This is a genomic window from Streptococcus oralis, from assembly GCF_001588645.1.
Taxonomy (GTDB): domain Bacteria; phylum Bacillota; class Bacilli; order Lactobacillales; family Streptococcaceae; genus Streptococcus; species Streptococcus oralis_AB.
In genome coordinates this window covers 100641-127272 of sequence record NZ_LAYF01000001.1, presented here as the reverse complement: position 1 = coordinate 127272, position 26632 = coordinate 100641, and the positions used below count along the sequence as shown (strand labels likewise).

Here is a 26632-nt window from a genome sequence, read left to right as displayed (position 1 = left end):
GTAAGTGAGGAAAAGTATGCCAATTACATCGTTAGAAATTAAAGATAAAACCTTTGGCACAAGATTTAGAGGTTTTGACCCAGAAGAAGTAGATGAATTTCTGGATATCGTTGTTCGTGATTATGAAGACTTGGTTCGTAGTAATCACGATAAAGAGACACACATCAAAAGTTTGGAAGAACGTTTGTCTTACTTTGATGAGATGAAGGATTCCTTGAGTCAGTCAGTTTTGATTGCTCAAGATACAGCTGAGCGTGTCAAACAAGCTGCTCAAGAACGTTCAAACAATATTATTCAACAAGCTGAACAAGATGCTCAGCGTTTGCTTGAAGAAGCGAAATACAAGGCAAATGAAATTCTCCGTCAGGCTACAGATAATGCGAAGAGAGTGGCTGTTGAGACAGAAGAGTTGAAGAACAAGAGCCGTGTATTCCATCAACGCCTCAAGTCTACGATTGAAAGTCAATTGGCTATTGTCGAGTCATCTGATTGGGAAGACATTCTTCGCCCAACAGCTACTTACCTTCAGACAAGTGATGAAGCCTTTAAAGAGGTGGTGGGTGAAGTTCTTGGTGAAACTGTATCTTTACAACCAGAGGAAGAACCAATTGATATGACTCGCCAATTCACACCAGAAGAAGTTGCTGAATTGCAAGCTCGTATCGAGGCTGGCAACAAAGAATTAGCTGAGTTTGAAGCTCAACAAAATCAACAGACAGAAGAAAGTGACCAGCATGAAGAGTCAGTTGAAGTAGAAGCTACTGCGGCAACTGAGGACGATGCAAATAAAGAATCTGTTCTTATCCTATAAAAAAATGTGAGAACAAGATCTAACCAACTATATTTTCAGCGAGCGGGAGATGGTGAGAGTCCTGCAATCCCTAGTGGTTAGATTATCCTCTCAATAAATCTAGTCCGAAAATAGTAAGACTGGACGTTCCCCACGTTACGGGAAAAGAGGAAAAGAGACACGGTCTTTTTTCGAACAAAGGTGGTACCACGATTTTCGTCCTTTTTGCGAATCGTGGTTTTTATTTTGTCAATTTAAATTAAAGGAGTAACAATGAAACTTAAAGAAACCCTCAATCTAGGGAAAACAGATTTTCCAATGCGTGCTGGTCTTCCAACCAAAGAACCAGTTTGGCAAAAAGAATGGGAAGAAGCAAAACTTTACCAACGTCGTCAAGAATTGAACCAAGGAAAACCGCATTTCACGCTTCATGATGGCCCTCCATACGCTAACGGGAACATCCACGTAGGACATGCCATGAACAAGATTTCCAAAGATATCATTGTTCGTTCTAAGTCTATGTCAGGATTCTATGCACCTTACATCCCAGGTTGGGATACACATGGTCTGCCAATCGAGCAAGTATTGGCAAAACAGGGCGTTAAACGCAAAGAAATGGACTTGGTTGAGTACTTGAAACTTTGCCGCGATTACGCTCTTTCTCAAGTAGATAAACAACGTGAAGACTTTAAACGTTTGGGTGTTTCTGGTGACTGGGAAAATCCTTATGTGACCTTGACTCCAGACTATGAAGCGGCTCAGATCCGTGTCTTTGGTGAAATGGCTAAGAAGGGCTATATCTACCGCGGTGCCAAGCCTGTCTACTGGTCATGGTCTTCTGAGTCAGCCCTTGCTGAAGCGGAAATTGAGTACCATGACTTGCTTTCAACTTCCCTTTACTATGCTAACCGCGTCAAAGACGGAAAAGGTGTTCTAGATACGGATACTTATATTGTCGTATGGACCACTACACCATTTACTATCACAGCATCTCGTGGTTTGACAGTTGGAGCAGATATTGATTATGTATTGGTACAACCAGCTGGTGAATCTCGTAAGTTTGTAGTTGCTTCAGAATTGTTGAATAGCTTGTCTGAGAAATTTGGTTGGGCGGATGTTCAAGTCTTGGCGACCTATCGTGGTCAAGAATTGAACCACATTGTGACAGTCCACCCATGGGATACAGCTGTAGATGAGTTGGTGATCCTTGGTGACCACGTTACGACTGACTCTGGTACTGGTATTGTCCATACAGCCCCTGGTTTTGGTGAGGACGACTACAATGTCGGTGTTGCCAACGGCTTGGAAGTTGCTGTAACAGTTAACGAACGCGGTATTATGATGGAAAATGCTGGTCCTGAATTTGCGGGTCAGTTCTATGACAAGGTTGTGCCGACTGTTATCGAAAAACTGGGTGATTTACTCCTTGCTCAGGAAGAAATTTCTCACTCATATCCATTTGACTGGCGTACGAAAAAACCGATCATCTGGCGTGCAGTACCACAGTGGTTTGCCTCTGTATCTAAATTCCGCCAAGAAATCTTGGATGAAATTGAAAAAGTGAAGTTCCACTCAGAATGGGGTAAAGTTCGTCTTTACAATATGATTCGTGACCGTGGCGACTGGGTTATCTCTCGTCAACGTGCTTGGGGTGTTCCGCTTCCAATCTTCTATGCTGAAGACGGAACGCCAATCATGACAGCTAAAACGATTGAACATGTAGCTCAACTCTTTGAGGAACACGGTTCTATCATCTGGTGGGAACGTGATGCTAAGGACCTCTTGCCAGAAGGATTTACTCATCCAGGTTCACCAAATGGCGAGTTCAAGAAAGAAACAGATATCATGGACGTATGGTTTGACTCAGGTTCATCATGGAATGGAGTGGTGGTCAACCGTCCAGAACTTAAATACCCAGCAGATCTATACCTTGAAGGTTCTGACCAGTACCGTGGTTGGTTCAACTCATCACTTATCACATCTGTTGCTAACCATGGCGTAGCGCCATACAAACAAATCTTGTCACAAGGATTTGCCCTTGATGGTAAAGGTGAGAAGATGTCTAAATCTCTTGGAAATACCATTGCTCCAAGCGATGTTGAAAAACAATTTGGTGCGGAAATCTTGCGTCTCTGGGTAACAAGTGTGGACTCAAGCAACGACGTGCGTATCTCTATGGATATCTTGAGCCAAGTCTCTGAAACTTACCGTAAGATCCGTAACACACTTCGTTTCTTGATTGCCAATACATCTGACTTTAACCCAGCTCAAGACGCAGTGTCTTACGATGAGCTTCGTTCTGTTGACAAGTACATGACCATTCGCTTTAACCAGCTTGTGAAAACGATTCGTGATGCTTATGAAAACTTTGAATTCTTGACAATCTACAAGGCCTTGGTGAACTTCATCAACGTTGATTTGTCAGCCTTCTACCTTGACTTCGCTAAAGACGTTGTTTACATCGAAGGTGCCAAATCACTCGAACGCCGTCAAATGCAGACAGTCTTCTATGACGTTCTTGTCAAAATCACCAAACTCTTGACACCAATCCTTCCTCACACTGCAGAAGAAATCTGGTCATATCTTGAGTTTGAAGCTGAAGACTTCGTTCAATTGTCTGAATTACCAGAAGCTGAAACTTTTGCCAACCAAGAAGAAATCTTGGATACTTGGGCAGCCTTCATGGACTTCCGCGGACAAGCTCAAAAAGCCTTGGAAGAAGCGCGTAATGCAAAAGTAATCGGTAAATCGCTTGAAGCACACTTGACAGTTTATCCAAACGAAGTTGTGAAAACTCTTCTTGGAGCAGTGGACAGTAATGTGGCTCAACTTTTGATCGTGTCAGAATTGACCATCGCTGAAGGTACAGCTCCAGAAGGCGCAGTTAGCTTTGAGGATGTTGCCTTTACAGTTGAACGCGCTGCAGGTGAAGTTTGTGACCGTTGCCGTCGTATCGACCCAACAACAGCAGAACGCAGCTACCATGCAGTCATCTGTGATCACTGTGCAAGCATCGTAGAAGAAAACTTTGCAGATGCAGTTGCAGAAGGATTTGAAGCGAAATAATCAGATTAGAAATATGTCTTCTCATAGTTTAAGAAGAGAGGAAAGGTAAAAGAGAGAAAGTCATTTCTCTCTTTTTTTGCTGGAAAATGCTTAGGATAAAGATGTGGAAATTCAACATTTTTAGGGAGAGTTTTAAGTTGATTTTTGAGATTTTTTTAAAAAGAGAGATCGTTTTTTGGTACTTTTCAAAAGCTTGTGTTGCTTCTAAAAATCGCGACAAATAATTTGAATAATCAAGTGAAATCGGGTAGAATAGAAAGGATTGAATAATATATTGAAGAGGAAATTTTGAGAATGAAACATCAATTTTATGGAGAAAAACGACAGCGCTTTTCTTTCAGGAAGTTGTCCGTTGGGCTCGTTTCGGCGACGATTGGAAGCTTCTTTTTGAGTGGGCAAATAACTGGGGACTTGACTTCTGTAAAGGCAGCAGAAATTCAAAGTCAGCAGTCTGCTCAGGTCAAATACCACTACGTAGTGGAGTCTGAATTGACGGAGGCAGAGAAGAGTGCCTTGATCAGGGAGATTCCAAAGCATGTTGAGGATGCTTCAGAGACTTATTACTTAGTTTATCGTCCGACTACTCAAGCGGATTCGTCTAGAGTATTACCTAAAACAGGTCATTCCGGTCTTTGGGAATCAACTTTTACAGCGATGGGTCTTGCATTACTAGTGCTTGTAGTTGTTAGAGGCAGAAATGGGAAGAGGTATTTATCTTCGATCTTGTTGGTAACTGGAATGGGATCTATACTTCTATCTCCAACAGTCTTAGCAGTGACGAATATCGAACTCGCTGCATATAATCAAAGTCTTAACTTGGGTCTTGGAGATGCACTGCCAGCGCCATTGAAAATTGACGGTTACGACTATATCGGTTATCTAAAGAATGAAGAACAAAATGATAGTCATTTAGCTCATTCTGCTCTGAAGGAAAATCTGACACTTGATTTAGAGAAAGAGAAGGGAAGTGAACTTAAACCGAGTGAAACAAATCTTGATATGAAAGAGATTGTTTCAGATAAGGGGGATGCTTTAACTGAGGAAGAAAGAGAAGCTATAGCTGCTAAGGAAAGAGAGTCTGCTCGTCTAAGCACCGTTTATGACTTGCCAGAACTAAAGATTAGTGAGCAGGAGTCAGTTCAAGAACTTCCTTATCAGACAAAATACCAATATACCGATGAATTGGCTCAAGGTCAATCAAAAGTTATACAATCAGGTGTTCGAGGTCAACGTACAGTTGTTACTCGTCATTATCGTAAGGGTCAAGAAATCGTGAAAAGCGAAATGATTTCTGATCAAGTGACGCTTGAACCTGTTTCTGAAATTATTTTAGTTGGAACAGCTTCAACTAACTCGATACCAAAAGAAACTCCAGTTCATGAGCTTCCAGAACTGACGGAATATGGCACAACTCCAGAAACAGCACTAGTTCACGAAGTTCCAGAACTGGCAGAGTATGGCACAAGTCCTGAAACCTCTCCAATTCACGAAGTTCCAGAATTGACAGAATACGGAACCAGTCCCGAGACATCTCCAGTTCACGAAGTTCCAGAATTGGCAGAGTATGGCACCAGTTCTGATACAGCTCCAGTTCAAGAGATTCCAGAACTGACAGAATATGGGACAAATCCTGATACAGCTCCTATTCATGAGAATTCTGAGTTAGAATTGACTACAAATGATGAGGTTAGAATAGAAAAGATTGATTTTTCTATTGACGAGCAATATACAGATGAGCTTCCAGAAGGAAGTCGTCAAATCACAACTCCAGGAGTCCAAGGTGAGCGTACCATTAAGACTCGTGTCTACAGTTCTAACGGTCAAGAGGTTGACCGCCAAGAGTTGTCCAACGAGGAAACTCTAGCTCCCGTAACACAAATCGTCAAGGTCGGCACGGCTAAGCCAACTATGGTACCGAATGAAGCACCGAAAGCAGACGCTCTGCCAGAATATCCGTTGACATATACTGACGAAACTCGGGTTGATAAAATAGCCTTCAACATCGAGGAGCAATATACGGATGAGCTAGTTCAAGATACTCGTCAAATCGTGACTCCGGGTGTCCAAGGCGAACGAACTATCAAGACTCGTGTCTACAGTTCCAATGATCAAGTTGTTGATCGTCAAGAGTTGTCCAACGAGGAAACTCTAGCTCCCGTAACGCAAATTGTCAAAGTTGGAACGGCTAAGCCAACCATGGTACCGAGCGAAGCGCCAAAAGCAGAGGCTCTGCCAGAGTATCCACTAACTTATATTGACGAAACGCGCGTTGAAAAAATCAACTTTAGCATTCGTGAAGAAGAAACGGATGAATTGGTTCGAGATGCCCGCCAAATCGCAACTCCAGGTGTTCAGGGTGAGCGGACTGTTAAGACCCGTGTCTACAGTTCTAATGGCCAAGTGGTCGACCGCCAAGAGTTGTCCAATGAGGAAACCCTAGCTCCTGTAACACAAATCGTCAAAGTCGGAACTGCTAAATCAAGCATGTTGCCAAATGAAGCACCGAAAGCAGATGCTCTACCAGAGTATCCACTAACTTATATTGACGAAACGCGCGTTGAAAAAATCAACTTTAGCATTCGTGAAGAAGAAACGGATGAATTGGTTCGAGATGCCCGCCAAATCGCAACTCCAGGTGTTCAGGGTGAACGTACCATTAAGACTCGCGTTTACAGCTCTAACGGTCAAGTTGTTGACCGTCAAGAATTGTCTAATGAGGAAATCCTAGCTCCTGTAACACAAATCGTCAAAGTTGGAACGGCTAAACCAAGCATGATACCAAATGAAGCACCGAAAGCAGACGCTCTGCCGGAGTATCCGTTGACTTATACTGACGAAACGCGCGTTGAAAAAATCAACTTTAGCATTCGTGAAGAAGAAACGGATGAATTGGTTCGGGATGCTCGTCAAATCGCCACTCCAGGAGTTCAAGGCGAACGGACTATCAAGACTCGCGTCTACAGTTCTAACGGTCAAGAGGTTGATCGCCAAGAGTTGTCCAACGAGGAAACTCTAGCTCCCGTAACACAAATAGTCAAGGTCGGCACGGCTAAGCCAAACATGGTACCGAACGATCCACCGCAAGCAGACGCCCTGCCAGAGTATCCGTTGACTTATACTGACGAAACTCGTGTAGAGAAAATAGACTTCAACATCGAGGAGCAAACTACGGATGAATTGGTTCGGGATGCTCGTCAAATCACAACTCCAGGTGTCCAAGGCGAACGGACTATCAAGACTCGCGTCTACAGTTCTAACGGTCAAGAGGTTGATCGCCAAGAGTTGTCCAACGAGGAAACTCTAGCTCCCGTAACACAAATCGTCAAGGTCGGAACGGCTAAGCCAAGCATGGTACCGAACGATCCACCGCAAGCAGACGCCCTGCCAGAATATCCACTGACTTATACCGACGAGACTCGTGTAGAGAAAATAGCCTTCAACATTGAAGAGCAAACTACGGATGAATTGGTCCAAGATGCTCGTCAAATCACAACTCCAGGTGTTGAGGGTGAGCGTACGATTAAGACTCGTGTCTACAGTTCTAACGGTCAAGAGGTTGACCGCCAAGAGTTGTCTAACGAGGAAACTTTAGCTCCCGTAACGCAAGTGGTCAAAGTTGGAACGGCTAAGCCAAGCATGGTACCGAGCGAAGCGCCGAAAGCGGAAGCTTTAGAGGAGTTCGATTTAATTTCACTGCACAATCTCTTGGCAGAAGCAGATCAGATTAAAGCTCAGGCCCGTTATTTCAACGATAACCAGAGCCATCAATCTAACTATGATTCTGCATTGATAGCAGGGCAGGCGATTCTTAATCAATCCCAAGCCAGCCAAGCTGAAGTCAACCAACTGGTGGAACAAATCAAACAAGCCAAGGCTCAATTAAGTGGACTTGAGGTTGTTAAAACGGCTCTTCAAACTGAATACGATTTAAATCCAAGAGTTAAAACTTCTGTGAAATATAAGAATGCGGATTCAGATAAGCAGACAGCTTATACAGACGAATTGACTAAGGCTGAAGGAGTTTTGAACAATCAAATTGCTACACAAGTACAGGTCAATCAAGCTCTTGCTAGCCTGACAGCAGCCAAAGAAGCACTGAATGGAGTGCCTAAAGTCAAGCCGACTGTTTCCATTCTAAGTTTGACTGAGAATACTGATGATAAGTCGGTGGCGGTCCAATATAGATTGGAAGACCAGACCCAGTCCTTCCGTTCAGCGACTGCAGAATTGTACCAGGGAGACCAGCTGATTCGCACTCTTCCAATTACCAACTTCGCTGGCAGCTTGAAAATTGGCGACCTAGACTACTACACAGGCTACACTCTAAAAACCAAGTTGACTTATGAACTGGATAATGGCAGCTTTACTGAGTTTGAAACAGACAGTCGTAACTTTGAGTTAGAATACAAGAAGATTGCTTTCCGTGATATTGATTCCGTTGAGTTTTATCATAAAGAAAACGACCTATACAAGCGCTTTGTATCGATGAGCTCTATGCCTACGGATCTGTCTACTTACTTCGTCAAGATCAAATCAAGCGAATCCAAAGAAATTCTCCTTCCAGTTCATAGTATCTCCGAAGCAGAAAAAGATGGCAAGGCAGTCTATAAGGTTAATGTAACCCTTCCTGAACTCGTCCAAGAAAGTGAGACGGGCTACAAGTCTGGGCATGACTTCTATATCAGTAAAGCTGTCCCTAGTCAGCAAAATGTCTACACTAGCTTTGCTGGATTGGTAGAAGCTATGAAGCGAAATATGGCAGGAAACTATGTGTTGGGAGCTGATTTGGATGCGAGCGAGGTCAACCTAGCTCCTGCGGATTATGTCTACCTCAAAGGGAACTTCACCGGCAGTCTGACGGGCAGTCAAAATGGCAAGCAATACGCGATTTACAATCTAGCCAAACCTTTATTTGAAAACCTCAAGAGTGGGTCTGCCATTTCAAATATCGACTTTAAAGATGTGAATATCGTGGGTACCTATGACTCGGCTACGCTGGCACGCAATGCGGAGAATGCGCGAATCACAGATGTTTCTGTTCAGGGGAGAGTATCGGTAGTAGGAAACGCCTCTAACGTAGCGGGTCTAGTAGTTAATGGAACCAATACGAAGATTACAAATAGTTCCTTTACTGGTACCATCCTATCTAACAGTCAACACATCAAAGCTTATAATGTAGGTGGTTTGGTTGCAAGCCTTAAAGGAGGAGAATCTCTTCTTAGCCAAAGTAAAGCAGATGTAACGATTATTAGTGGTGCACGATCAAATGAACAACGTATCGGTGGTTTGGTTGGACGTCTAGAAAACAATGCTCGAATTACCAAATCTTATGTGGCAGGAAAACTATATAATTCAACCACTAACGGTCAAATCGGTGGAGTGGTCGGCTCGAACTACTTTAATGGTTTAGTTGATAATGTGATCAGTAATGTTAGCGGTACAAATGTTTACAGTATTTCTGGGGATCAGGGCTACAAAAACGACCGCATTACGCAAGCATATAAAGTTGCTAAAAGTGAAACCTTGAAAAACGATCAGTTTGTTACTTCTACAATTACTCAAGAAGAAATGGAAGAAAAACTGACTGCTATGGACATCACGACTAGCCTAGATGACACGAATCTAAATATGCGTTTTGTCGACTATGGTGAGGTAAACAATGCTCAATTCGACCGTGGATATTCTTATGCAAATATGGAGAAACTGCTTCCTTTCTACAATAAAGAAACCATTGTTTCGTTTGCGAACAAAATTCCGAAAGAGCATAAGTTGAACAAAGAGTACCTACTGGATGTTGTTCCGATGAAGGGTGACCAGATTATCACTGATATCCATGGCAATAAAACTGGGATCAATCGTTTGATGCTGCACTACATGGACAATACTATTGACTACCTAGAAATATCTTATCAGGGAGATTTCGTCAACCAAGGTATTGCTGAGTATAGTATCAAGGGGTTAGACCTTCTTTATACTCCAGAAGCCTTTGTATCAGATTATACTAGTATTCTAAATCAAGTCCTGCCAGAGTTAAACAAGGTAGTTCTTGATTCGCCAGCTATGCGCACAGTTCTTGGTGTAGCAGCAGATACTTCTTTGGATGAACTATACCTAGACACCGCATTTACGCAAGTGAAAAGCAAACTGTCAGCAGAACTACGAAAAGTTCTGGCTATGGATAAGGCTATCAATACTGAAGGTGAAGTAGTTAAGGATTATCTTGTTAAGAAGATTCTTGCTGATAAAGAAGCATTTCTATTGGGTCTGACTTACCTTAACCGTTGGTATAATATCAACTATGATACCTTTAATGTTAAGGACTTATCAGCTTACAAGCTTGATTTCTACGGTAAGAATGATGTTTCGACTTTAGATACAATCATTGCTTTAGGGAAATCAGGACTTGAGAATCTCAAGGCTAAGAACAACTATACAGCGTATGATAATTCGCTCTCTGAAGCAACTGGTAAACGAGGACTCTTCAATTACCTTGAAGGCTACCGTCAGCTCTTCCTGCCTTATAAGACCAATAATGAATGGCTCAAAACCAATACAAAAGCCTACATCGTTGAGGCTAAGTCGGATGTAGCAGAAGCTAGACAGCTTCAGGATGCAGCTGAGGGCAAGAGCAAGTACTCTGTTGGTGTTTACGACAAGATTACTGCAGATAATTGGGAACACAAGGGCATGCTCCTGCCACTCTTGACCATGACGGAGAAGGGTGTCTATGCTATCTCTAATATGTCTACCCTCTCTATGGGAGCTTATGATCGTTACCGCCTGGATGCTAATAACAGGGTGCGCACAGACGCTGAGCTAGCTGAATATGTCGAAGACCGAGTGAGAAAAACAGCTGAATACCAGCGCGACCACTATGATTTCTGGTATAAGATTCTGAGTCCAGAAAGCAAGGACAAGCTCTTCCGTTCGGTTCTGGTTTATGATGGATTCTCATTGGTTGACAAGAATGGTCAAAGATATTGGGCTCCAGCTAATGACAAAAAATCACAGGCTATGCAGGAATTCTTTGGACCAGCTGGTAAGTGGTATCCAAGCAAGGGCTATAATGCCTATGCTACGGGTAGTGTAACTCACTTTGATGCTGCTAAATTGTTGGAAGACTATGGAAACTCTGTCTACACCCATGAAATGACCCATAACTCTGATGGTGCTATTTACTTTGAAGGATATGGCCGTCGTGAGGGACTGGGTGCGGAACTCTATGCTCGCGGACTCTTGCAGTCTTCTCCGAGTGCAGATGAACCAACTATTACGCTCAATACTCTCTTCAAGGTGGACAAGGATTCTAAGACACGTATGCATACCTATAATTTCAAGGAACGTGTTCAAAATGAAGCAGACCTTCAACACTATGTCCATGGTATGTTTGACATGATTTACACCTTGGACTATCTAGAAGGTACTTCTATGCTGAAGCAGAGCGATACTGCCAAGTTACAGTGGTTCAGAAAGATGGAGAATTACTATATTACAGATAAGTATGGTAAGGAGACTCATGCTGGTAACCAGACGCGAAGCTTCACTGCTGAAGAAATCAAGCAATTAAAGACCTTTAACTCTCTCATTGAAAATGATGTGATCACTCGTCGGGAGAATAAGGAAAGCGGAAAATATGGTCGAAATGGCTACCTGAGCCTCAGCCTCTTCTCACCAATCTACTCAGCCTTGAGCAATCCGAAGGGAGCGCCAGGTGACGTCATGTTCCGTCGCACAGCCTATGAATTACTGGCAGCCAAGGGCTACCATGATGGATTTGTCCCTTATGTTTCTGGTCAGTACTCTCAGGAAGCCTTCGATGAAGGCAAGAAAACGTGGGACGGATGGTCTGGAAGAGATGTCGGTCTCGTGACAGACCAGAAAGTCTTGGAAAATGTATTTAAAGGTGAATACACCTCTTGGGCAGCCTTCAAGAAGGCCATGTACAAGGAGCGGATTGATCAGTTGACCAAGTTGAAGCCAATTACCATTGAGTACGAGCTTAAAAATCCAAACAGTACCAAGAAAGTAACCATTCGCTCTTATGCAGAGATGCAGCAGTTGATGGACGCAGCCGTGGCAGAGGATGTACGCAACATTACCAATGCTACTAGCCGTGTCGAAGCTAGCTGGGTCAATCTGCTCAAGAAGAAGATTTACAACGCTTATCTTCGTGAGACAGACGACTTCAGACAGTCTATTTTCAAGAAATAAGGAAACGATTCTGTTTGATTAAAATTTGAAAAATTCCTAGGTTTAAGGCTACCTAGGAATTTTTTCTGTTATTCTCCATGATCTTGTTGTGCATTCAATATCTGATAAGATAAGAATTTTGAAAGCGCAAATGAACTGAAAAGATTAGCATTTTTTTGTGGCTATTATTTATAGCAAATAAATTGAATAATCTAGTAAATTTCGGTAGAATAGAGGGGATTCAAATCATGATGAAGGAAAGATTAGGAATGAAAAGAAATTATTTAGGAAAAAAGCACCAGCGTTTTTCATTGAGAAAAGTTTCGGTTGGTTTGGTTTCTGCTCTGGTAGGCGTTTTCTACCTTTTTAGTGGAGGAGGTTCTCTTGCAAATGTAGCAGCTAGTGAACAGACGCCATCCGTCACAAAACAGATTCACTATAAGTACGTGACAGAGAGTGAGCTCACAGACCAAGAAAAGCAGTTGGTAGTCAAAGAATTGCCACAGTTTTCTGAGGAAACAGATGATACATACTATTTGATTTATCGTCCGACGAGACAGTTGCCTGCAACTGGTCACAGCCAACTCATTAGCTCAATTGCCGCAGGGGCAGGCTTGGTACTCCTAGTCGTAGCGATTAAACTGGGCAGAGATGATCGCAAGAAACTAGCTTCATTCATGCTCTTGACCAGTCTAGGAAGTCAGCTAATTGCGCCAACTTCCTTGGCTTTGACAAATCAAATGCTGGCAGACTATAATCAGGAATTGACTGTACAGATCGGGGAAACATTGCAATCCCCACTTACGATTGAAGGCTACCAATATGTAGGGTATTTGAAATCTCAAAAAGAAGTAAACTCTCCAGTTGATGGCAAGAAAGAGTTGAATCATTCGGCTCCTATTGATACTCCAGTTCAAACTTCAAACGGAAGTCAAGCGCGGGAAGAGTACCGTGCTCAGAAACCAAGTGATGCTCCTGTCTTTGAACAACCAGAGTTAAAGGTTGAAAGTAAAGATACCAGTCGTACAGAGATTATTCCTTTCCAAGTGGAGGAAGTAGAGGCGGCTGATTTGCCGCAAGGTCAAACTGAGGTGATTCAGGCAGGGAAAAATGGTAGTCGTACCATTCTGACCCGCAGCTACATTTTAAATGGTCAGGTTATCCATACAGAGGAGGTTTCCAATCAGGTAACGACTGAGCCGACTTCTGAGATTAGAAAAGTCGGAAGCAAGGTCCTTGCTCCTACAAAACCAAGCCCAGAGGAGTCCGTTAGTGAAAAACCAACAGACGCTCCAATAAATGAAGTTCCAAGCTTAAAGGTTGAAGAAAAAGATGTTACCACGACGGTAGCAGAACCCTACACTCGAGAACGAGTAGAGAGTGATAGCTTGCCAGTTGGCCAGACCAAGATAACACAAGCTGGTCAAGATGGCGTGCGTACAATCGTCACCCGTCAGTACATGGTAGATGGAAAAGTAGAGAGAAGCCAGGAACTCTCGAACGAAGTGACAACTCCTGCAGTATCAGAGATCGTAACAGTTGGAACAGGCCCTGTTAGTGAAAAACCAACAGACGCTCCTGTAAATGAAGTTCCAAGCTTAAACGTTGAAGAAAAAGATGTTACCACAACGGTAGCAGAACCCTACACTCGAGAACGAGTAGAGAGTGATAGTTTGCCAGTTGGTCAGACCAAGATAACCCAAGCTGGTCAAGATGGCGTCCGTACGATTGTCACCCGTCAGTACATAGTAGATGGCAAAGTAGAGAGAATCCAGGAAATCTCCAACGAAGTGACGACTCCAGCGGTCTCAGAGATCGTAACGGTCGGAACAGATCCTGTTAGCGAGAAACCAACAGACGCTCCTGTAAATGAAGTTCCAAGCTTAAACGTTGAAGAAAAGGACGTTACCACAACAGTGGCCGAACCCTATCCAACCAAGGAAGTGGAAAGTGCAGACCTGCCATTGGGGCAAAGAGAAGTTAGCCAAGCTGGTCAAGATGGCGTCCGTACGATTGTGACTCGTCAGTATTTAGTAGATGGAAAAGTCGAAAATACAGAGGAAATCTCTAACACTGTCACCAAAGAAGCAGTTCCTCAGATTATCAAAGTCGGTACAAAACCAATTTCTACAAATGCGGATCACGCTCCTGTGGAACCAGAAAAAGGAACTCTCGACCTCGAACCCTTACACCAATTAGTGGAAGAGGCCGATAGCATTCAGAAAACGCATCAGTATTTCAATGATACCACTGCAGATCAAGAGTCTTATAAACAGGCAGTCGCAAATGCCCAAGCTCTCTTTGAGGCATCTCATGCTAGTCAAGAACAGGTTGATTCTTTGAAAAAGGCCCTTGAAACTGCTAAGAATAATCTAGATGGCCAACCTGTTGATAAGAAAACTCTTGGTGTTGAATTTGACATGAAGGATGTGACTCAGTCTACAGTTGCTTACCAGTATGCTGATGAACAAGCCAAACTCCGCTATCGTCGTGCTCTAGATCAGGCCAAGCTCGTTTTGGACAATCCTTTCGCCAATCAAGCCTTGGTCGATCAAGTTCGGACGGATCTCGAGGCCGCTCGTCAAGCTCTGGATGGTGTCAAGAGAAAACCAACCCTCTCTCTAGTCCGTGTCGAGAAGGAAGAAGACAAACGCCAAGTTTCTCTTAGCTATCACTTGACGGATGCTACAGCTAGCTATCAATCAGCCAAAGTGCAGCTATACAAGGGTGAAACGTTAATTAAGGAAGTCGACCTTGTGGACCTCACTCAAAAATTGACGCTTGATGACTTGGACTACTATACTCCTTATACCCTCAAAACTGTCATGAAATATGACCTGGGTCAAGGGGAACAAACTAGTATAGAGGATCAACGCCTAGTTCAGCTAGATTATAAGAAGGTTGAAATCAAAGACATCGACCGCATCGAACTGTACGGTAAAGATGGTAGTCACTACCGACGTTACCTATCCCTGTCGGAAGTGCCGTCTGATTTGGACAACTACTATGTCCGCATTCAGTCAGATAAGTTCAAGGATATGCTCTTACCTGTTTCTAAGATTACAGATAAGGGCAATGCCTACTCCGTAACGGTATCAGCTAATCAGCTCGTCGAGGGAGAAGGAGATCGTTATCGTCCAGATTACTCTTTTGAACTGCCAAAAACGCCTCTTAGCCAAGAAGGAGTCTATACTTCCTTCAAAACGCTCATAGAGGCCATGAAGTCAAACCCGACTGGAAACTTTAAACTAGGAGCGGATGTTTCAGCGGATGAACTCCAGTTAGAACAGTCTGTGACAAGCTATGTTCCAGAAGAATTTTCAGGTAGTCTAACTAGCCGAGTGGATGGCAAAGATTATACCATCTACAACTTGGCAAAACCACTCTTTGCAACCTTGAAAAATGCCAGCATCCAGCAACTGACCTTGAAATCGGCTGCAGTGACAGGCAAGGATTCTATAGGGACCTTGGCTAGCAATGCTCAAAATGCAACGATTACGGATGTTTCTGTAAGTGGTAGTCTATCTGGGAACAAACATATCGGTGGACTTGTAGGAGTTGCCCAAAACACAAAACTAACCAATGTTGCCTTTAAAGGGACAATCTCCAGCACCCAAGATGGGGGGCAGGAGTACAATGTTGGTGGCTTGGTTGGTAATTTCCACGGCAACCAATCACTGGCGCAGAAGAGTCAGGCGGATGTATCTATCCAAGTAACGGGTCGAAATGGAGACCAGCGTGTTGGAGGCTTGATTGGTCGCTTGCAAAATGGAGCTAGATTAGAAACTTCTTATGTGACTGGTTCTATCCAAAATGGAGGTCATTCTGGCCAAGTCGGTGGAGCGATCGGATCTACTTGGAACAATGGACAGGTCCGAAATGTCTTGACTAGTGTCAAGGTTCAAAATGGTCATGCGATGACAGGAGATCCGTATCCTGAGGCCTCTGTTCGGGACTCTTATGTTCTTGAAGGAACTACAGCAAATCGAAAAGATGAGCGTTTTGTCCGTTCTATTTCAGAAGCCGATGCGCAAGCCAAACGTCAGTCCTTTGGAATCACTTCAAACTTGACGGACCAAGAGTCATTGCAGCAAGCTTACCAGCATCAAACAGACTATAGTCGAGTGAGGGGAGCCCAGGAGTCCAGAAAGCAAGCCTACGAAAATGTAGAAAAACTATTACCATTCTACAACAAAGACTTCATCGTTCATACAGCCAACCAATTAGCTGAAGATGATAAACTCAACAAAGTAGCCCTGCTAGATGTTGTTCCGATGAAAGATGAGACACTGATAACGGATGTCAACAGCCATAAGGGTGAAATCAATAGACTGATGCTGCATTATGCAGATAAGACAATCTCTTATCTTGATCTGACCTACAAGGGTGATTTTGCCAATGGCCAGATTGCAGAATATAGCATTGCTGATAAGAATTTGCTCTATACACCAGAGGCCTTTCTATCGGACTATCAGACCATTAAAGAGAATGTCTTGGATGAACTCAAAGCTATGACTTATGACTCAACTGCAGTGCGTAAGGTACTGGGAATTGGTGAAACAGCTTCCTTAGATGATCTTTATCTAGAAAAAGCCTTTGAACAAACCAAGGCTGAACTAGGTCAGGAGCTCCTCAAGGTACTTTCAGTTGACAAGTCGATTAACACCCTAGGTTCTGCCGTAGCGGATGCGATTAGCCAAAAGATTCTGAAGAACAAAGAGGCCTTCCTGCTTGGTCTGACCTATCTCAATCGTTGGTACAATGTCAACTATGGAACGTTCAACACCAAGGACCTTAATGCCTATAAGTTTGATTTCTTTGGTAATCAAGCAGCTTCGACACTGGATACTATCATTGCTCTCGGGAACTCTGGAATGGGCAATCTTCGAGCGCAAAACAACTTCAATGCTTACCGACAATTCCTAGCCAAGGAAAAAGGCAAAGGAGACCTCTTTGCTTACTTAGAAAGTCTGCGCGAACTCTTCTTACCAAACAAAACCAACAGTGAGTGGTTCAAGGAAAATACCAAGGCTTATATCGTAGAAGCTCGTTCAAGTCTGCCAGAAATTCAGGCTAAACAGGACAATGCAGATCGTAAGAGTAAGTATACAATCAAGGTCTACGACAGACTGACTCAGGGAGATTGGGGCTTCAAGCAAATGGTCCTCCAACTTCTGACCTTACCTGAAAGAGATGTCTATATCATCAGCAATATGTCGACCATTGCCTTTGGTAGCTTTGGAGGCTACAGGAAAGAAGGTGGCAGAGTTCTCTCAGGTGAGGAACTCCATCGACACGTTGAAAAACTTGTGGATCAATCAGCTGAATGGCAACGAAACCACTATGACATGTGGTACAACATTCTAAGTCCAAACAGGAAAGACACTCTATTCAGACGGGTGATCGTTACAGACGGTTTCTTTCTTTATAATGATAAAGGCCAGCAATATTGGGCTCCGCGTAATGATAAGACCTCTGTTGCTATGTACAATTTCTTTGGCCCTGCTGGCAAATATCACGGAGACAATGGACTAGGAGCCTTTGCCAATGGTTATGAAGTCTTCTACGTCTATGACCAGATGCTGGGAGCTTCTGGAACCATGGTCTATACCCATGAAATGACCCACAACTCGGATGGTTCTATCTATTTTGAAGGACATGGTCGTCGTGAGGGTGAAGGACCTGAGAGTTTTGCTACAGGAATGTTAGAGTCTGTAACCAATGTTAGCGAAAAAGGTCTCGTGCTCAATAGCTTCTATCAGGGAGATAAAGATTCGACCACACGTTACCATACCTATGATCCTGTTGCCCGATTCTCCTCAGCAGATGCTCTTCGCGACTACATGCATGGAGTCTTTGATGTACTGAACCTTCTGGATTATGTAGAAGGGGATATTGTTACTGGAGTTCTAACTGATCAACAGAAAATGAAATGGTACCGTAAGGCTGAAAATTATAAATTTGAGAATACGTCTTATGGTAAACAAGCTCACGCTGATGATCGAATTGTCCCTATAACTGCCGAAGAAGCAGCCAAACTAAAATCTGTCGATGCTCTGGTTGACCATAATATCATTGGTCGTCGCGATGGTTGGGATAGAGCTAGCTTTGGACGAAATGGCTACTATGTCATCAATATGTTTGCTTCCTTCTATGCAGCTCTAGACAATCCAACTGGTGCTCCTGGGGGACTTATGTTCCGCCGTAGAGCCTATGAATTGCTAGGAGATAAGGGCTACCAACAAGGATTTGTCCCATATGTATCTGGCCAATACGCTGGCCAAGCCCTCAAAGAAGGAGACAAGACCTACTCAACTTGGAACCGTGGAGATGTCGGAGTAGTTGGAGATGATCGGATCCTTAAAAATCTCTACGGTAGTCAGTATGAATCATGGAAGGATTTGAAGAAAGCTATGCTAAATGAGCGATACAATAAGGCTCAAAACTTCCTTCGCCCTATCACCATCGAGTTTGAAGCAGGAAAACTAGATAGCAAACGACAAATTACGATTTCTTCTTATGAGGAATTGCAAGATTATATGTACTTAGCAGTACTAGCGGATGCCTCAGCTAAGAACATTGATCGTGCCTTATCAGACAGCTCTAAGAGCAGTGTCGCCCAACTCAAGTATCGTATTTTCAATGCTTATCTACGTGCTACAGACGATTTCAGACAGTCTATCTTTGAAAGATAGACACGAAAAAGGAAGATCCAAGTGATCTTCTTTTTTTAGGGAAACGTCTTGCTCAGTACAAAAAACGAATGAACCTACAAACAAATTGATACATGACAGAGTTCTTACTCTAAATGTCTGGAGAGAAATTTGAAATCATTCACCATCTAGTATACTCGTTTTGAAATTTCTTTTGTTTTTCATGAAAATATGATAAAATGATAGTTGTAAAATTTTTTTTAAGGAGATTCGAATGAAAACAAAAGCACTTGCTCGCGTAAATGCGATTTTTGGTCTTATTTCAGGTATCGTCTTGCTGTTGGCACCTCTTGTTATGTTTATGATAGCTGTCGGGGCTGCTGCGGCGACGGAGGACTCTGATGCAACAGTTGGTATATTGACGATTTTTTCAATCATTTTGGCATTGGTAAAAATTGCTGTCTTGGTTTTAGGAATTGTGTCTATTGTCTATTACAAGGACGATAAGCGTGTGACTCCTGCACCGTCTGTTTTGTTTATCGTAGGTGGTTCTGTTGGATTGATCCCATTCTTGGGATGGGTAGGAGGAATTCTGACAATCATTGGTGGATCCCTCTATTTTGGACTTTTGAAAAAATTCGAGATTCAAGAATAATGACTTTTTGTTAGAAATATTTTCAAATAAGAGAAGGCGCTTAGCCTTCTTTTTTTGTCATCAAGCAGGGGTAAAATTGACAGGATAAATAAGCTTTTACTTTCATGAAATTCAAAGAATTTATTTGAGACAAGGAAGTATTTTTATAGTATAATGGTGGATGTGAAATACCTATATCAAAATATAATGCTAGTTATTTTCTTGATAGAGGTTGAATAGTTGAGAGGATTTAGAATGAAAAAGTTTTTTGGAGAGAAGCAGCATCGTTTCTCCTTACGAAAATTAGCAATTGGACTTGTGTCAGCTTCGATTTCAAGCCTATTTTTTGTGTCCATTGTGAGTAGTGGAACCGTATTTGCTCAAGAAAATGTAGCTATTCACTACAAATATGTGACGGATACAGAGCTAAGTAGTCAAGAGAAGGACTTGATTGTAAAGGACATTCCGAAAATTGCTGAAGATAGTGAGAGCACCTATTATCTAGTCTACCGTATGGATGAGAAAGCCCAACTAGGTCAGTTGCCCAATACAGGTGGGCAGAATAGCCTTACTAGTGTTTTAACTGGTGGAGCCTTGGCTTCGATTGGCCTCCTTATTTTTGTCGTATCGAAAAAGAAAGGCAAAAAGAAAGCTCTCTTGAATGTGATTTTGGTAACGGGGATGAGCAGTGGTTTGGCTTCTTCAGTTCAGGCTATCGAAAATCAACTTTTGCTCCAGTACAATCAGGAATACCAATTATCTCAAGGAGATAGTCTGCCTTTGCCACGTGCCTTATCGGGTTATACTTACCTAGGCTATATTAAGCAAGACAAAGAGATTAATCAGCAAGAAACTGCTGCTAGGGATCAGAAATTTGACTACACGGTTCAGCCTCATTTTCAGACCAATGAAGGTGGACAAAGGGCAGGAGATGAGCAGAAAGCTCCATCTCCTACACTCCCTGCTGACAAGCCAATCCCATCTCAAGATTCATCCAATCAAAATCCATCTGGTCTTGCTAGTGTAGATCCTCAGGATGAAGTCTTGGCTGGTCGCGTGAACAAACCAGAGCTCCTATACAAAGACCAAGAAATTGTAACCAAACTAGGCTTTTCAGAAGTGGTGCAGGAAAATCCAGAACTAACAGAGGGAACCATCCATGTCAAACAAGAAGGTCGTGCTGGGAAGAAGATTGAACTTGTTCGCATTTTCACTGTTGAAAACCAAGAAATTTCTAGGGAAGTTCTCTCAACTAAAGTAGAAGAAGCTTTGCCACGTATAGTAGAGAAAGGGACTAAGAAGGCAGTTGCTCCAAGTGAAGCCCCTCAGTCTGCAAAAAAGGGAAAGCCTGAGACTCAGGCTCCATTACCAGAATACAATGGGACTCAAGCGGGAGCGGTTGTAGCCCCAGAGACAGCTGAAAAACCAGAATATACAGGCACCCAAGCAGGAGCCGTCGTTGAACCCGAGCAAGTTGCTCCATTGCCTGAGTATCAGGGAACTCAAGCTGGTGCCATCGTTGAGCCGGAAAAAGTTGAGCCAGAGGTTGGGGGTGTCCAGTCAGGGGCTTTGGTGGAACCAGCAACGACTGATAAACCAGCCTATACAGGCGAGCAGTCTGGAGCAATCGTAGAACCTGAACAGGTGCCACCAACACCAGAATATACAGGAACTCAAGCGGGAGCGATTGTGGAACCGGAGCCCCAGTCTTCCCTACCGGAATATACAGGTGAGCAATCTGGTGCAATAGTAGCCCCAGAGACAACTGAAATACCAGCCTATACAGGCACTCAAGCAGGAACCATCGTTGAACCGGAGCAAGTCGCTCCTCTTCCAGAATATACTGGCAATACCGAGCAAGTAAAACCGGAAGCTCCGACAGAAAAACCAAAAGAAAAAGACCCAGAGAAGGCGCTTGAGCTAAGAAATGTTTCGGATCTGGAGTTGTATAGTCAGACCAATGGTACTTACAAACAACACGTTTCTTTAGACGGTGTTCCAAGTAATCCAGACACTTACTTTGTCAAGGTTAAATCCTCGTCATTTAAAGATGTCTATCTACCAGTCGCTTCAATAACGGCAGAAACGAAAAATGGGCAGCCAGTTTATAAAATCACAGCCAAGGCTGAGAAACTCCAGCAAGAGCTAGAAAATAAGTATGTCGATAATTTCACCTTCTACCTAGCTAAGAAGGCTACAGACGAAACAACAACCTTTACTTCCTTTAGCAACCTGGTCAAAGCTATCAACCAGAATCTCTCTGGAACCTATCATTTAGCAGCTAGTTTGAATGCCAACGAAGTGGAACTGGGACCTGATGATAGATCCTACATCAAGGGCACCTTTACTGGTCAGTTGATCGGTGAAAAAGATGGCAAGCAGTATGCTATTTACAACTTGAAAAAACCTCTTTTTGAAACCTTGAATGGCGCCACAGTAGAAAAATTGAGTCTGAAAAATGTCTCTATTTCAGGTAAAGATGATATCGGTTCACTAGCATATAAAGCTCAGAATGGCACAAAGATTAAGCAAGTTCACGTTGATGGTGTTCTGGCTGGTGAACGTGGTATCGGTGGCTTGCTGGCAAAGGCTGAGCAATCAAGCATCACAGAGAGCAGTTTCAAGGGAAGAATTATTAACACTTATGAGACGACTGCAGCCTACAATATCGGTGGTCTGGTCGGTCATTTGACAGGAAACAGGGCTTTGCTGACGAAGTCAAAAGCGACAGTAGCCATTTCATCCAACACAAATAGTTCAGATCAGACAGTGGGTGGTCTTGCAGGTCTAGTAGATCAGGATGCACAGATCCAAGATAGTTATGCTGAGGGTGACATTAACAATGTCAAGCATTTTGGTAGAGTGGCGGGAGTGGCAGGCAATTTGTGGGATCGAACTTCTGGTGATGTAAAGCATGCTGGAAGTTTGACCAATGTCCTCAGTGATGTCAATGTAACCAACGGAAATGCCATCACTGGTTACCACTATAACGGAATGAAGGTGAAGGACACATTCAGCAGCAAGGCCAACAGAGTCTACAATGTCACCTTGGTTAAGGATGAGGTCGTCAGCAAGGAATCCTTTGAAGAAAGAGGAACGATGCTAGATGCTTCTCAAATTGCAAGCAAGAAAGCAGCAATCAATCCTCTCACTCTACCAACAGTGGAGCCACTCTCAACAAGTGGTAAAAAAGACAGTGATTTTTCTAAGGTGGCCCATTATCAAGCTAAGCGCGCCTTGGCTTATAAGAACATTGAAAAATTGCTACCTTTCTACAACAAGGCAACCATCGTCAAATACGGAAATCTGGTCAATGAGAACAGTCTTTTATATCAAAAAGAACTCTTGTCAGCAGTCATGATGAAGGATAACCAAGTCATCACAGACATTGTTTCTAACAAAGAGACGGCAAACAAACTCTTGCTTCACTACAAGGATGATTTATCTGAGAAGCTGGATCTCAAGTATCAGAATGATTTTGCCAAATTAGCAGAATATAGTCTAGGAGATACTGGGCTTCTCTATACGCCAAACCAATTCTTGTATGACCAATCTTCTATCATCAAGCAAGTCTTACCTGACTTACAAAAGGTTGACTACCACTCAGAAGCCATCAGAAAGACACTCGGTATTTCTCCAAACGTCAAGCAAACTGAGCTCTATCTAGAAGACCAGTTCGCCAAAACAAAACAACAACTGGAAGACAGTTTGAAAAAACTCTTGTCAGCTGATGCTGGACTTGTCGGTGACAATCCAGTCACCAAGGGCTATCTTGTAGATAAAATCAAGCACAACAAGGAAGCCTTGCTACTTGGCTTGACCTATCTGGAACGATGGTATAACTTTAGCTATGGTCAGGTGAATGTCAAAGACCTGGTTCTGTACCATTTGGACTTCTTTGGTAAGGGAAATGCTTCACCACTAGATACTCTGATTGAGCTAGGTAAATCTGGCTTTAACAATCTTCTAGCTAAGAATAATGTCGATACTTATGGTATCAGTCTTGCCAGTCAACATGGAACGACAGATTTGTTTAGCACGTTAGAACATTACCGAAAGGTCTTTTTACCAGAGAAAAGCAACAATGACTGGTTTAAATCACAGACCAAGGCTTACATCGTCGAAGAAAAATCCACTATCGAAGAGGTGAAAATGAAGCAAGGACAGGCTGGTAGCAAGTATTCTATCGGTGTCTATGACCGCATCACGAGTGCCACATGGAAATATCGCAATATGGTCTTGCCGCTCCTGACCTTGCCAGAGAGATCCGTCTTTGTCATCTCGACCATGTCTAGTCTAGGATTTGGAGCTTATGATCGCTACCGCAATAGTGAGCATAAAGCGGGCAAGGCTCTCAATGACTTTGTTGAAGAAAATGCGCGTGAAACAGCCAAACGCCAGCGAGATCACTATGATTATTGGTATCGTATTTTAGATAATGAGGGGCGTGAAAAACTCTATCGTACCATCTTGCTTTATGATGCTTATAAGTTTGGCGATGACACAACCTCTGGAAAAGCTACAGTGGAGGCTAAGTTTGATAGCACCAACTCAGCCATGAAAAACTTCTTTGGCCCAGTTGGCAATAAGGTAGTACACAACCAACATGGAGCCTACGCAACAGGGGATGGCGTCTACTATATGTCTTACCGTATGCTGGACAAGGATGGAGCCATTACTTATACCCATGAAATGACCCATGATTCAGATCAGGATATCTACCTTGGCGGCTATGGTCGAAGAAGTGGATTGGGACCAGAGTTCTTTGCAAAAGGTTTATTGCAAGCCCCTGACCAACCAAGTGACGCAACCATTACCATCAATTCTATCTTGAAACACTCAAAATCAGATAGTACAGAGGGATCCCGTCTGCAAGTCTTGGATCCGACAGAGAGATTCCAAAACGCAACAGATCTTCAGAACTATGTCCACAACATGTTTGACCTTATCTACATGCTGGAATACCTCGAAGGACAATCAATCGTTAACAAACTGAATGTTTACCAGAAAATGGCGGCTCTCAGAAAGATTGAGAACAAGTATGTGAAAGATCCAGTAGATGGAAATGAGGTTTATGCCACTAACGTAGTCAAAGAATTGACAGCAGAAGAGGCCCAAAAATTGACTACCTTTGATAGTTTGATTGACCATAACATCTTGTCAGCTCGTGAGTACCAGTCTGGCGACTATGAACGAAATGGCTACTATACGATTAAACTCTTTGCCCCAATCTTTTCAGCTCTCAGCAGTGAGAAAGGAACACCGGGTGACCTTATGGGACGTCGGATCGCTTACGAACTTCTGGCTGCCAAAGGCTTTAAGGATGGAATGGTACCTTATATTTCCAACCAATACGAAGAAGCTGCCAAACAAAAAGGCAAAACCATTAATCTCTATGGTAAAGAACGCGGATTGGTGACAGATGATCTTGTACTGGACAAGGTATTTGAAGGGAAGTATTTATCTTGGGCGGATTTCAAGAAAGCTATGTACAATGAACGTGTGAAGCAGTTTGGGAACTTGAAGCAAGTGACCTTTAAAGATCCGACAAAACCATGGCCAAGCTATGCGACAAAGACCATCAATCGAGTGAGTGAATTGCAAGCCCTCATGGACCAAGCTGTTCTCAAGGATGCTGAAGGTCCACGTTGGAGTAATTATGATCCAGAAATCGACAGTGCCGTTCATAAGTTGAAGAGAGCAATCTTTAAAGCTTATCTTGACCAAACAAACGATTTTAGAACCTCTATTTTTAAGAAATAAGGGTTGGAAAATGAAAAGGGAGGATCGACAGATCTTCTCTTTTTATGTTCGGCTATCTGAAAGCGGGTAGGCGATTCGTTTATGACTGAGAAGGTCTTTTGTTTCTGGAGCAAATATGGTAGAATGATAGCTACGAGAGAAGGAGGTTTTTATGGAGAGAGATAGATTGGTTCTACTCAATTGGAGACTGGGCATGGTAGCAGGAGTGACCTTGCTTTTGGGGCCTGTCCTACGATTTTTGCTATCCTATACTGGGGCTCTCATCTATAAAGATCCTTCAAAGATGTTGGTTGTCACGGTTGCCTTTTCCCTGCTCCTGACATTTTTTAAGATTTTGATGATTGCATTAGGGACCTTTATGTTAATCTATTTTGAAGAAGATCAACAACTTCGAATGCTGCCTTCTATTCTATTTATCATTGGTGGAGTGATGGGATTTCTTTCAGCTACCGAGTGGATAGGAGGATTTCTAATCATTAAAGGAGCTGTTTCTTTTGCTAAATTTTTGAAAGAAGTCCGAGGCCTTGTCTGATAATTTAGTGAAACAATCCGTTTTAGGGTTGTTTTTTCATTTAAAGAATGATCTGGCGAAAGAATATGTTAGATATAAGAAGAGATGATGTAACTAAGAATACTGATCGTTTAATTGATGCTTTAAATAACAAATTATTGCAATTGTTTCTTGATTGAATATCGCGAATTAATAATAACTAGATGAGAGGACACTGTTCTCTCTTTTTAATTGATTTTAACTAGCTTTTTTGTGAAAAATTGTGTAAAATAGAATAGATAAACGAGGGAAACCTCGAAAAATAAAAGGAGAATCCATCTAATGGTAAAATTGGTTTTTGCTCGCCACGGTGAGTCTGAATGGAACAAAGCTAACCTTTTCACTGGTTGGGCTGATGTTGATTTGTCTGAAAAAGGAACACAACAAGCGATTGACGCTGGTAAATTGATCAAAGAAGCTGGTATCGAATTTGACCAAGCTTACACTTCAGTATTGAAACGTGCGATCAAAACAACAAACTTGGCTCTTGAAGCGGCTGACCAATTGTGGGTTCCAGTTGAAAAATCATGGCGCTTGAACGAACGTCACTACGGTGGTTTGACTGGTAAAAATAAAGCTGAAGCTGCTGAACAATTTGGTGATGAGCAAGTTCACATCTGGCGTCGTTCATACGATGTATTGCCTCCAAACATGGATCGTGATGATGAGCACTCAGCTCACACTGACCGTCGTTACGCTTCACTTGACGACTCAGTTATTCCAGATGCTGAAAACTTGAAAGTGACTTTGGAACGTGCCCTTCCATTCTGGGAAGATAAAATTGCTCCAGCACTTAAAGATGGTAAAAACGTATTCGTGGGAGCTCACGGTAACTCAATCCGTGCCCTTGTAAAACACATCAAACGCTTGTCAGATGACGAAATCATGGACGTGGAAATCCCTAACTTCCCACCATTGGTATTCGAATTCGACGAAAAATTAAACGTAGTTTCTGAATACTACCTTGGAAAATAAAATCCAAAGGA

The 26632-nt window shown here is 42.8% G+C and carries 8 protein-coding genes; all 8 read left to right on the top strand.

Features of this window, described 5'->3' with window-relative positions; translation table 11 throughout:
• The first annotated feature begins 16 nt into the window (after positions 1 to 16).
• Entirely contained in the window at positions 17 to 811 is a 795-nt protein-coding gene (locus A0739_RS00505; protein WP_049490008.1) for a DivIVA domain-containing protein, read from the top strand.
• A 252-nt stretch (positions 812 to 1063) separates the two neighbouring features.
• A complete protein-coding gene (ileS, locus tag A0739_RS00500; protein ID WP_061586703.1) occupies positions 1064 to 3856 on the top strand; it encodes an isoleucine--tRNA ligase in 2793 nt (930 codons plus the stop codon).
• Between the two features lie 294 nt (positions 3857 to 4150).
• Positions 4151 to 12067: a ZmpA/ZmpB/ZmpC family metallo-endopeptidase gene (locus A0739_RS00495; RefSeq protein WP_061586702.1), complete on the top strand. Its 7917-nt coding sequence runs from the start codon at positions 4151 to 4153 to the stop codon at positions 12065 to 12067.
• A gap of 227 nt (positions 12068 to 12294) precedes the next feature.
• Positions 12295 to 18741, top strand: coding sequence for a ZmpA/ZmpB/ZmpC family metallo-endopeptidase (locus A0739_RS00490; protein ID WP_061586701.1), 6447 nt, complete (start codon positions 12295 to 12297; stop codon positions 18739 to 18741).
• A gap of 232 nt (positions 18742 to 18973) precedes the next feature.
• Positions 18974 to 19354 carry a hypothetical protein gene (locus A0739_RS00485; protein WP_061586700.1) on the top strand — a complete coding sequence of 127 codons (381 nt, stop codon included), beginning with the start codon at positions 18974 to 18976 and terminating at the stop codon, positions 19352 to 19354.
• A gap of 234 nt (positions 19355 to 19588) precedes the next feature.
• Positions 19589 to 25096, top strand: coding sequence for a ZmpA/ZmpB/ZmpC family metallo-endopeptidase (locus tag A0739_RS00480; protein ID WP_061586699.1), 5508 nt, complete (start codon positions 19589 to 19591; stop codon positions 25094 to 25096).
• Between the two features lie 151 nt (positions 25097 to 25247).
• A complete protein-coding gene (locus A0739_RS00475) occupies positions 25248 to 25628 on the top strand; it encodes a hypothetical protein (protein ID WP_061586698.1) in 381 nt (126 codons plus the stop codon).
• A 300-nt stretch (positions 25629 to 25928) separates the two neighbouring features.
• Entirely contained in the window at positions 25929 to 26621 is a 693-nt protein-coding gene (locus tag A0739_RS00470) for a phosphoglycerate mutase (RefSeq protein WP_000240126.1), read from the top strand.
• The last annotated feature ends 11 nt before the right edge of the window (positions 26622 to 26632 follow it).